Source organism: Streptococcus oralis ATCC 35037 (assembly GCF_900637025.1).
GTDB classification, from domain to species: domain Bacteria; phylum Bacillota; class Bacilli; order Lactobacillales; family Streptococcaceae; genus Streptococcus; species Streptococcus oralis.
Genome location: NZ_LR134336.1, coordinates 1919978 through 1931548, shown reverse-complemented (window position 1 = coordinate 1931548; position 11571 = coordinate 1919978). Strand labels below are relative to the sequence as shown.

The 11571-nt window shown below is 33.7% G+C and carries 9 protein-coding genes and 3 tRNA genes; 8 read left to right on the top strand and 4 right to left on the bottom strand.

Translation table 11 applies throughout. From position 1 onward, the window contains the following. Positions 1–216 precede the first annotated feature (216 nt). Both EL140_RS09560 and htrA read right to left on the bottom strand, forming a co-directional pair. Positions 217–975 (bottom strand): ParB/RepB/Spo0J family partition protein, encoded by a 759-nt coding sequence (locus EL140_RS09560; RefSeq protein WP_000410357.1) that lies wholly within the window; start codon positions 973–975, stop codon positions 217–219. Positions 976–1032: 57 nt separating this feature from the next. Beyond that, positions 1033–2229: a serine protease HtrA gene (gene htrA / locus EL140_RS09555; RefSeq protein WP_000681805.1), complete on the bottom strand. Its 1197-nt coding sequence runs from the start codon at positions 2227–2229 to the stop codon at positions 1033–1035. A gap of 185 nt (positions 2230–2414) precedes the next feature. Between htrA and rlmH the strand changes: the two genes are divergently transcribed. The 7 genes from rlmH (at position 2415) to EL140_RS09520 (ending at position 5592) form a co-directional block, all read left to right on the top strand. After that, a complete protein-coding gene (gene rlmH / locus EL140_RS09550; protein ID WP_000694221.1) occupies positions 2415–2894 on the top strand; it encodes a 23S rRNA (pseudouridine(1915)-N(3))-methyltransferase RlmH in 480 nt (159 codons plus the stop codon). A gap of 43 nt (positions 2895–2937) precedes the next feature. Continuing rightward, positions 2938–3011, top strand: a tRNA-Arg gene (locus EL140_RS09545). Positions 3012–3175: 164 nt separating this feature from the next. Then, positions 3176–3301 (top strand): competence-stimulating peptide ComC, encoded by a 126-nt coding sequence (comC, locus tag EL140_RS09540; RefSeq protein ID WP_002874960.1) that lies wholly within the window; start codon positions 3176–3178, stop codon positions 3299–3301. Between the two features lie 20 nt (positions 3302–3321). Continuing rightward, on the top strand, positions 3322–4641 hold the full coding sequence (gene comD, locus EL140_RS09535) for a competence system sensor histidine kinase ComD (RefSeq protein WP_000054555.1): 1320 nt from the start codon (positions 3322–3324) through the stop codon (positions 4639–4641). Continuing rightward, positions 4638–5390, top strand: a complete 753-nt coding sequence (gene comE, locus EL140_RS09530) for a competence system response regulator transcription factor ComE (protein ID WP_000866079.1) — start codon at positions 4638–4640, stop codon at positions 5388–5390. The genes comD and comE overlap by 4 nt, the downstream gene beginning before the upstream one ends. A gap of 51 nt (positions 5391–5441) precedes the next feature. After that, positions 5442–5513, top strand: a tRNA-Glu gene (locus EL140_RS09525). Between the two features lie 5 nt (positions 5514–5518). Continuing rightward, a tRNA-Asn gene (locus tag EL140_RS09520) sits at positions 5519–5592 on the top strand. Between the two features lie 35 nt (positions 5593–5627). Here the strand turns inward: EL140_RS09520 and EL140_RS09515 are convergent. Continuing rightward, on the bottom strand, positions 5628–6170 hold the full coding sequence (locus tag EL140_RS09515) for a TetR/AcrR family transcriptional regulator (protein ID WP_000665080.1): 543 nt from the start codon (positions 6168–6170) through the stop codon (positions 5628–5630). Positions 6171–6297: 127 nt separating this feature from the next. Between EL140_RS09515 and EL140_RS09510 the strand changes: the two genes are divergently transcribed. Next, on the top strand, positions 6298–8952 hold the full coding sequence (locus EL140_RS09510; RefSeq protein WP_000472066.1) for a YhgE/Pip domain-containing protein: 2655 nt from the start codon (positions 6298–6300) through the stop codon (positions 8950–8952). A gap of 21 nt (positions 8953–8973) precedes the next feature. Here the strand turns inward: EL140_RS09510 and EL140_RS09505 are convergent, their stop codons facing one another. After that, positions 8974–11526, bottom strand: coding sequence for a YfhO family protein (locus EL140_RS09505; RefSeq protein WP_000834495.1), 2553 nt, complete (start codon positions 11524–11526; stop codon positions 8974–8976). Between the last annotated feature and the right edge of the window lie 45 nt (positions 11527–11571).

Below are 11571 nucleotides of genomic sequence, written 5' to 3'. Positions count from 1 at the left end.
CTAGTTTTCCTCCTTTACTATGATTTTAGTAGTTTAGTGCTAGACTTATTTTACCATAGATAGTAGGATTTTTCCACAGATTGGGGAAAAGAATCCACAATGTTAGTAGTATTTATCCACAGGTTGGGGATAAATAGGAAAATCCTTGATTTAATAGGGTTATTGATAAAAAAATTGGTGGATAAATTTGTGAGTTGAGAAAATAAAAGAACAGCCTTATTTCAGGCTGTTAATAATTCTATCGTATTCTTCTTGACTTGAAAAGGAGATAATAATCTTTCCAGTATCTTTTTTTGAAAGTTTAATTTCTACACTTAAACCGAGTAGTTTTTTTAATTTATCTTCTTCGTCTTTGATGAAAGAATCACTTTTTTTTTGCTTCTTTTGTTTTTTCTCTGTAAGAAGTGCTTCTAGTTTTCTCACAGAGATGTCTTCATTTTTAATTAGTTGAAAGAAATAGTCTTGCTGCTTCTTATCCAAACCAACTAGTGAACGTGCATGCGCTTGAGAAATTTTTCCATTTTCTACTTCAGTTAAGATATATTCTGGTAGGGAAAGCAAACGAATAAAATTAGTGATATAAGGACGAGATTTCCCCATTTTATCTGCTATCTCAGTGTGAGTAAATCCTTTTTCTACTAAAGATTCGTAGGCGCGTGCTTCTTCAACAGGATTTAAATTTTCTCTCTGCAAATTCTCAATGATTGACTGGATCATCATTTCCTGATCTGAGAGGTGCTTTACAACGGCTGGAATAGAGGTCAGACCAGCCAAGAGAGAAGCTCGATATCGTCTCTCTCCTGCAAGGATTTCATAACCAATTACAGGAGATTGACGAACGATGATTGGTTGGATAAGCCCATTTTCTTTGATTGACTGAGCTAATTCCTTTAGTTTATCTGCATCAAATTCTTTCCGAGGTTGGTAAGGATTCTTTTGTATTTCAGAGATAGAAATCATTTCAAATTTTTCCATGATTCTACACTAACATATCTTTTACTTTCTGTAAAGTTTTCTTTACACTGATGTCAATTAAGACTCTAAATCACTAGAATTCTTATCTAGTTTAATTGAGGTTGTTTCCTCCTTACCATTACGGTAGTAGGTTACTTTGATAGTATCTCCAATAGCATGATTGTAAAGAGCGTGTTGTAGGTCTGTTGATGAAGCAATCTCTTTATCGTCAACTTTGGTAATGACATCGTATTTTTGAAGATGTCCATTTGCTGGCATATTGTTTTGAACAGATCGAACAACTACACCTGAAGTGAGGCCACTTGGAATGTTAAGTTTTCTAAGATCACTAGCTCCAACATTTGACAGATTGACCATTTGAATTCCAAGAGCAGGACGAGTCACTTTACCATCACTTTCAAGCTGTTTAATGATATTTTGTGCATCGTTTGAAGGAATTGCAAAACCAAGACCTTCTACAGATGTCCCACCATTACTTGCAATTTTACTTGATGTAATACCAATTACTTGTCCTTGAATGTTTACAAGTGGACCACCAGAGTTACCAGGGTTAATGGCTGTATCTGTTTGAATGGCTTTTGTTGAAATAGCTTGACCATCTTCAGATTTTAGAGAAACATTCCGATTAAGACTTGAAATAATCCCCTGTGTAACTGTATTAGCATATTCTGAACCTAGAGGACTACCGATAGCAATCGCTGTTTCTCCAACACTAAGTTGACTTGAATCCCCAAATTCTGCTACTGTTGTAACTTTTTCTGAAGAAATTTTAACGACAGCAATATCAGAGAAGGTATCAGATCCGACAATTTCACCAGGAACCTTGGTACCATCAGCTAAGCGTATATCAACTTTTGAAGCTCCATTGATAACGTGAGTATTAGTTACAAGATAGGCATCTTTATCATCCTTTTTATAGATAACACCTGATCCCTCACTTGCGATTTGTTGATTGTCTGAATCAGAATTAGTGTCGTCAGCATTAAATACACTACTTTGTCTACTGCTAGAAGAAGAATAAGTAATGATTGAGACAACAGCATCCTTAACTTTATTTACTGCTTGAGTGGTTGAATTTTCATTCTTATAGGATGTTTGAGTGACAGTGCCAGAATTATTATTTGTAGCTTGATTTCCTTGTTTTTGATAAAGTTGTAATGTTACGAAACTTCCTAAGGCACCACTTAAAAATCCGATTAGAATGATTACTAGAACTTTAACTCCTTTTTTGTAAAATTTTTGTAAGTGTTTCATAAACGCCTCCGTTTGTTATTTATTTACTCAGATTATAAACCTATTAACTTAATCCAAACTTAAAAGCTTAAAGTTTTACACAAGTTGTGGATAACTCGCTTTATTCTGTGAATTCACTAGTAATTTTGAATGATTTTTGTGTGTATAAGATGTGAAATGAAGTGTGGATATGATAGAATAGAAGAATGAAAATAAAAATTGTAACAGTAGGAAAATTAAAAGAAAAATACCTTAAAGATGGAATTGCTGAATATACCAAACGAATTTCACGTTTCGCCAAATTAGAAATGATTGAGGTCACTGATGAGAAGACACCTGACAAAGCCAGTGAATTAGAAAATCAAAAAATCTTGGAAACAGAAGGTGAAAGAATTCTTTCTAAGGTTGGAGAAAGAGACTTTGTCGTTGTTCTAGCCATTGAAGGAAAAACACTCTCCTCAGAGGAATTTAGTAAGCAACTAGAGCAAGCTTCTATCAAAGGATACTCAACGCTTACTTTTATCATTGGAGGAAGTTTGGGTCTAGCTCCTGTTGTAAAAAATAGGGCCAATCTTTCTGTCAGTTTTGGACGTCTGACATTACCACATCAGTTAATGAGATTAGTTTTAGTTGAACAAATTTACCGTGCTTTTACAATTCAACAGGGTTCTCCTTACCACAAATAGAAGATTGACTTAGCTCTTGTTTTTTGATAGAATGGTCATGTTAGGTCTCATAGCTCAGCTGGATAGAGCATTCGCCTTCTAAGCGAACGGTCGCAGGTTCGAATCCTGCTGGGATCAATTTTAGATGCGAAGCTGGGATTTATCCCAGCTTTTTTCTTAAAAAAGTGCGTTTCAGGTGCAAAAATGTACAGTTGGGAAGAATTTTTTCTTACATGGTCTTCATTTTGTATAATAGGTGTGTAAGTTAACTTACAAGAAAAAATAATACAGGAGATTTCATTATGAAAAATACAGAAAAGTTGGAACAATTTAAAGAAGTAACAGAGGCAGAATTGCAGGAGATTCGAGGTGGAGATAAAAGACTACCTTACTTTTTTAAACATCTTTTTTCAAATAGGACAAAGTAGTAATATTATAGGGTGATAGGATGAGTTTATTAGGATTTGGAATAGTTATTCTTCATATTTTTATTTTAACAATAAGCTATGAATTAATTTGTAAAGTAACTAAAAAAGAAAGATATTTATTTATAGCTTGTATATTTGTATATCAGTCTGTAGCTGAATTTTTCTTTGACTTTATTTCATTAGCTGGGTTAGGGATTGAAAAGTTTATATTTCCTTTTATTCTATATACTTCTATAGTAGTTTTAAAGAAGTATGATAAGCATAAAGGAATGTTTATCAGTTTACTATTGTCTTTATTATATCATAGTACACATACTTTTTTATCAGTAACCCTATCCTCTATAACAGGTGATGCTTTTGTGATAGAACATGAAGTGATGTTTTATTTAGGAGTACTATTACTAACATATTTTATTATTAAAAAAATTATTACTTATTTCCATTTAGAACTTACCTATTTTGATAAAGATTATCTGTATCCTTTTTTAAAAAAAGTAATAGTTGCTTTCTTTGGTTTACATATCTTATTGTTTATTTCAGATATAGTAAGTACAACTCATCATTTAAATAGTTTCGGAAGTATTTTATCAACCATTGTTTTTATTTGCTTGTTATTGATTTTCTTTGCAATGAATTCTCACAAGGTTCAAATTGAAAAAGAGATTGCTCTAAAACAAAAGAAATTTGAACAAAAACATTTACAGACTTATACTGATGAAATTGTGGAGTTATATAATGAAATTCGCGGTTTTCGTCATGACTATGCAGGGATGCTTGTTAGCATGCAAATGGCGATTGACAGTGGAGATTTACAAGAAATTAACAGGGTTTACAATGAAGTCTTAGTAAAAGCAAATCAGAAATTGAGGTCAGAAAAATATACTTACTTTGATTTAAATAATATAGAAGATTCTGCTTTACGAAGTTTAATTGCTCAATCGATTGTCTATGCACGAAAAAATGATGTAGAGTTTACATTGGAAGTAAAGGATATCATTACTAGACTGTCAATAGATTTACTTGATCTTGTTCGTATCATGAGCATTTTATTAAACAATGCTGTTGAAGGTGCTGCAGATAGTTATTTGAAACAAATGGAAGTTGCAGTCATTAAAATGGATTTTGAAACAGTTATAGTTATCCAGAATTCATGCAAAATTACTATGACGCCTTCAGAGGATCTATTTGCCTTAGGTTTCTCTACCAAGGGAAGAAATAGAGGTCTAGGACTTAATAATGTCAAGGAGATTTTAGATAAGTATGACAACATTATTTTAGAAACAGAGATGGAAGACAACACATTTAGACAAATTATTAGATTTAAGAGGGAATTCGAATGAAAGTATTAATTTTAGAAGATGTTATTGAACATCAAGTGAGACTAGAGAGAATATTAAATGAAATCTCGGAAGAATCGAATATTCCTATTTCATATAAGACAACAGGAAAAGTTCGTGAGTTTAAGGAATATATCGAAAATGATGAAGTAAACCAGCTTTATTTCCTAGATATCGATATTCATGGAATCGAGAAAAAAGGCTTTGAAGTGGCTCAGTTTATCCGTCATCACAATCCTTATGCTATTATTGTCTTTATTACCAGTCGATCTGAATTTGCTACCTTAACTTACAAATACCAGGTATCAGCTCTAGATTTTGTAGACAAAGACATCAATGATGAATTGTTCAAAAAACGTATCGAGCAGAGTATTTTTTACACTAAGAGCATGCTGCTTGAAAACGAAGATGTTGTAGACTATTTTGATTACAACTATAAAGGAAATGATTTGAAAATTCCTTACCATGACATTTTGTATATCGAAACCACAGGAGTTTCTCATAAACTTCGGATTATTGGTAAGAATTTTGCTAAAGAATTCTATGGAACTATGACAGATATTCAGGAAAAGGACAAACATACCCAGCGATTTTATTGCTCCCATAAATCTTTCCTTGTCAATGTGGGAAATGTGAGAGAAATTGATCGAAAGAATTTAGAAGTTGTCTTTTATGAAGATCATCGTTGCCCGATTACCCGTTTGAAAGTTCGCAAACTAAAAGATATTCTAGAGAAAAAATCTAAAAAGTGATTGACAATTAGTAAGAAATTGATATAATGGTTATATCTGCTACAGATAGATGGTCCGTTGGTCAAGGGGTTAAGACACCGCCTTTTCACGGCGGTAACACGGGTTCGAATCCCGTACGGACTATTTTATCCGCCATAGCTCAGTTGGTAGTAGCGCATGACTGTTAATCATGATGTCGTAGGTTCGAGTCCTACTGGCGGAGTCAGATAAAAAAAAGAACACCAATGGTGTTCTTTTTTAGTTGACATCACCTAACATTTTCATAAGGAAGTCTGTCATTTCTTGCGGACTTTCTTTTTTTCCGTGAGCAATCCAAGTCTGGCAAACACCAAATAGGGCATTTGTTAGATAAATACTGCTGTATTCTAATTCTATTGGAGTGAGTTGTAATTTCATAAAGCGTTTCTGAAGGTCGGTGCTAAGCATAATGTGAAGCTTATTTCTCAAGAAATTTTGGATTTCTTTTGTCCCATTTTCAGATAAGAGTGCAGCCAAGAGTGGCTCAGACTCTAAATATTCAAATACTTCTAAAATAGCATCTCTTTTGTGATGAGCATGTTTTTGGAAAATATACTCAAAGGTATGAAATAGCTTACTTTGGTAGAGTTCAATCATATCATACTTATCCTTGTAGTGAGTGTAAAAGCTGGAACGACTAATTCCGGCTTTTTCTGCTAACTTGACAGTAGAAATTTGATCAAAGGGCTGGTCCATCAATAATTGAACCATGGCATTTTCGATAATTCGTTTTGTTTTTAAACGTTTGTTACTTTCTTTCATAATTCCTCCTTGTAAACAAAATAGACTATGTGTCTAAAAAAATATTTTTTACCTTGTAATTTAGATTTTTTGATGTATAATCTATTATATCAAAATTTTAGACAATATGTGTAAAAAAGGAGGAAACATGTTTAAAGAATGGAAAGCAATATTTAAAAAACCGACCTTTATCATTGTAATGATAGGGATTTCTCTCATTCCAGCTTTATACAACATTATATTTTTATCGTCCATGTGGGATCCATATGGTCAAGTATCGGAGTTACCTGTGGCAGTTGTCAATAAAGATAAGGAAGCTTCTTATAATGGACAGACAATGAGAATTGGTGAAGACATGGTGTCTAATTTAAAAGAAAATAAGGCTTTAGATTTTCACTTTGTTAATGAAGAGGAAGGGGAAAAAGGGCTAGAAGATGGTGACTACTACATGGTAGTGACTTTACCAAGTGATCTATCTGAAAAAGCTACTTCTATCCTAACGAATCATCCTGAACAGATGCAGATTGATTATCAGACGTCAAGTGGGCATAGCTTTATTGCAAGTAAGATGAGTGATTCTGCAATGACACAATTAAAACAAACCGTCTCTACTAATGTTACTGAAACGTACACTAAGGCTTTATTTCAAAAAATGAATGATTTGAAGTCTGGAATAAATAAGGCAGCTGAAGGAAGTGAACAATTGGCTAATGGAGCCGATCAGTTGGTAACGGGAAGTCAAACATTGACGACAAATCTTAATACTCTAGCTAACTCAAGTGTAACTTTTTCAAATGGAGCGGATCAATTTACAAAAGGCTTATCTAGCTATGTGTCTGCTATAGAGCAATTACATATTGGTTTAGGAACTTTTAATAATGGTTTACAAAGTTATACAAATGCTGTCTCACAAGTTGACACTGGACTTGGTCAATTATCTTCAAAAACTCCTGAGTTGGTGACAGGTGTAAATCAGCTAAATACAGGTATAAAGTCCTATACAGGTGGCGTTTCACAACTGGATACAGGTCTCAATCAATTTTCAGTTGGTGTAAATGCTTATACAAGTAGTGTGAAAGAACTTTCTAACGGAACAAGTCAATTATCCAACCAATCAGATACACTAAGGGATGGAATGGAGCAATTAAATACTGGTATTAAAGAAATTTCAAGCCAATTAGAGTCCTCATCTCAACAAAGTGAAGAAATAGCGCAATTGGCAACAAGCTTAGGAGAACTAAATAAAACACTACAAGCTCTTACAATATCAGATAATACTCAACTGAAAAGTACATTGTCAGAAGCTTTGCCAAATCTAACAACTCTTGCTCAGGATATTGTGACCAAAAGTCAGACAGAACAAGAGAAAACTATTGCTAACCTTCAATCAACAGCTACTTATCAATCTCTTACAGAGGAACAAAAGAAAGAACTGACAGAAGCTATTTCTAAAAATTCTAATTCTACTATTGAGTCAGCAAAAACAATTTTAACGACAGTAGGAGGATTAAAAGAAAGTATAGAGAATTCAGAACAACAAGTATCTAATCTATCTGATGTGCAGACGAAAGCAAATCAACTCTTACCTGCAGCATCTAGCTCCTTGACAACCTTGTCAAATGGATTTACAACATTACAAACTTCTGTAAATAATCAGTTAGTTCCTGGAAGTCAGTCAATTGAAAAAGGTGTTGTAAACTATACTAAAGGACTGGATACTATTTCTATTGGTGCTAATCAACTAAGTGAAAAGAATACAAGTTTAACAACTAGTCTAGATAAATTAGTTTCTGGATCAAGTAAGTTGACAGAAAATACATCAACCTTGACAGCTGGAGTAGATGCGTTAGCTGGAAAAGCTCCAGAATTAGTATCAGGTATAGAAAGTTTGTCATCTGGTTCTGCTCAATTGAATAATAAGAGTCCAGAGCTGATAGCAGGTATTACTAAATTACAATTTGGCTCTGGTCAATTAACAGACAAATCAACACAGTTACTTTCTGCAGCATCCCAACTAGGAAGTGGCGCTATGAAGATTGCAGATGGTGCTGGAAAACTAGCAACTGGTGGAACAACCTTAACCTCTGGGCTTGAAGATTTACAGACAGGAGTTGATTCATTAGGACAAGGATTAGGCAATGCTAATAATCAACTCAAATCAGCTTCAACAGAATCTAAAAATGCAGAAACATTATCTGAACCTCTAGTTCTTTCAAAAACAGACAACGACCAAGTTCCTGTGAATGGGATTGCCATGGCTCCTTATATGATATCAGTTGCTCTTTTTGTTGCTGCTATATCTACCAATATGATTTTTGCTAAGTTGCCTTCTGGACGTCATCCAGAGAGCCGTTGGGCTTGGTTGAAGTCTCGTTCTGAAATAAATGGGATTATAGCTGTCTTAGCAGGTGTTTTAGTTTATGGAGGTGTCCATCTTATTGGATTGACTGCGAACCATGAGATGAGGACCTTGATTCTAATTATAATCACAAGTTTAGCTTTCATGTCTATGGTGACAGCTTTAACAACTTGGAATAGCCGTATTGGAGCTTTCTTCTCTCTTATTTTACTTTTATTACAGTTAGCATCAAGTGCAGGGACCTATCCCCTTGCTTTGACAAATGATTTCTTCAAAGGTGTCAATCCTTGGTTACCAATGAGTTATTCTGTATCAGGCTTACGACAAACAATCTCTATGACAGGAAATATTCATCATCAAGTGATTTTCCTTATTATAACTCTAGCTTTCTTTACTGCTTTAGGTATGCTAGCTTACCAACCTAAGAAAATGGAAGAAGATTAAAAAGATTGGCCAAGAAATTGGTCAATCTTTTTCTGTCTTAGATAAATTTCGTCTGTGATTATAGATCCAAAAAAGAAGAAGGGCAGTTAGTGAGCAGGCTGCTCCAATAACAAAACCATTGGGGATAAAGGAAAGTGTAATGGTGCCTTTTCCTTTTGGAACATCAACTTTCATAAAACCAGTCTGAGCCTGCTTGATTTCAAGTTTTTTCCCATCTTGGTATGCAGACCAACCTTTGTCATAAGGAATAGTGAAGAAAATAGAGGTATCTTGTTTGACTTCATATGTAGCAAAGACTTTATTTTTAGAGGTGGATACTTCTACAGGTTGTTCTTTAATCTTTTGGATTGCTTCAGTAAGAGCCTGAGTATCTAAACGATAGAAGGTTGGAGATTCAAATGACACCTGAGAATTTCCAGGGAAACTAACACTGATATTGAAAGTTTGTTGTTTTTCAGTATAACCCAAATTAAAGAAATTAAATGCATTGTCAGTTGTAAAAGTCTTCTTTTCTCCATTGACAATGATGTCAACTTTCTTTTGCTTATCGTTTGTAAAATGAAGATTTGAAAAAGAGAGATAGACTTGACTATTTTGAGGAACCTCAATTTGATAATCAATCTTTGCATCTTCATTAGCAGAACCTGTGATGCTGGTTAAACCATCTGAAGTATCTGTTTTATCAGATGCTATTTGGGAGAAGTAATCTAAGTTGAGATTAGCAAGCTGGTTTATAAATAAAGCCTGATTATCTAGAGTGTGATTGTTAAAGTTTACATCTGTGTAAATAGATTGAGTGGCAAAGGCAATGGGTAAAGAGAGTTGATTTTTATATAAGGTTAAATGATCCTTTTGATAAATTTCTTGAAAGCCATACTTATCAAGTGAAGTTTCAGAAATATTGTACTGGATTCCAAATAAACTGTCTGCTAAAAGACTGTTATTTGCATAACGGAGATTGAGGTTGGTTCCAGAGGATTTGAATCCCAGTTTATCCAAACTAGTGCTAGCTGAGCGATTTCGTACAGACGAAAATTGAGAGATTCCATTGTAGTTAAATTTCATACTGTCATTTCCAGTCTGAATTTGCAGTTTTTCAGTACGTGTAAATGGATTGTCAACTTGGTTTAGAATGGATTCCATAGCGGTGATATCTCTATTATAGGCACTACGAGAAGCAAAGGCCCATTCTTTAGCTATTCCTTCCATTTGAGATGATGCATTTAAGCTTATCTCAGCTGTTATAAATAAAGACAAAAGGATTGCAAATAGATTTACAGAGATAAATTTTCTAATGACTGCAAGAAGTAAAAGAGCATAAACTAGTAAAAATTCAAGAGTGAGTAGGATATTCAAATCAGTTAAAAAAGAATAGTGTGATTTAAAATAGACAGTGGCCAAAAATCCTGTTAGTACAAGAAAAAGTGAGACAAATAGATTCCATAGCTTCAGTTCTTTCAGACGATTTAAGACTTCTGCTGCAGTATAAATTAACAGAGTGGAAAAAATCCAAGCATAGCGATGCAAAAACATATTTGGGGTATGCATCCCTTGCCAAAATAAATCAAGTGCCTCTATGTAAAAGCTTGTTATTAAAAAAGTAAAAAAAATTGCATAGATAAGTTTCACGTGAAACTTAATGGATTTTATTGTGAAAAATAGAATGGTCAAAATAAAGGGAAGCAATCCAACAAAAATCATTGGTATAGATCCATACTTAGTTGTATCAAAAGATCCAATGAATTGTTTTGCGAAAATATCCAGATACCAGCTACTGTCTGTTTTTAATTTTGTGATGGCAGTTAACTTCTCCCCATGAGTTTGTAAATCAAACAGTGTAGGAAGAGTCATAATCAAACTAACCATTCCTGCTAAAAAGGAGGTAACAACAAAATCAAGAAAAGATGATTTTCGAGTTTTAAAGTCCCAAGAAATTTGGCAGAGATACCAGAAAATAAGAAACAATGCTGTCATATACCCAAAATAATAATTTTGAATAAATAAGATTGACAAACTTGTAAAGTATAGTAGGCGCTTCTTTTGTGTTATAAGTAGGTGTAAACCAGTTATAATGAAAGGAATCAAGATAAAAACATCTAGCCAGGTTTTTATCTCTAACTGACTGACAGTGAAGCTCATTAAAGCATAGGAAGTAGATAAGGCAAGTTTTAAAAATTTTGGGATATCTTTAAATAATCTATTTAGACTAAAGAAGGTTGACAGACCAATCAATCCAAATTTTAAGAGAGTGGTTAGATAGACAGCATCTGGCATATTCGACAGATTAAAAAAGTAAACTAGGGGTGAAAGAAAACTACCCAAGTAATAACTAGATAGAGCATAGAAATTCAGTCCGAGGCCACTTGTAAAGGTGTAAAACAAACTACCATTTCCATGCAGAATATTTCGTAAAGCTACATCAAAAATAACGTATTGATGGAAACCGTCTCCTAATAGTGGAGATGCATCGCTATTCCAGTAGATACCTTGAGTTAGGTATACTCCAGTCATAATTACTAAAGGAATGATGAAAGAAACAAAATAGGTCCAATATGTTTTAAAAAATGATTTCATGTTACCTCGTAGAATGATAGAAAACTCAGTTGGTTACCCCAACTG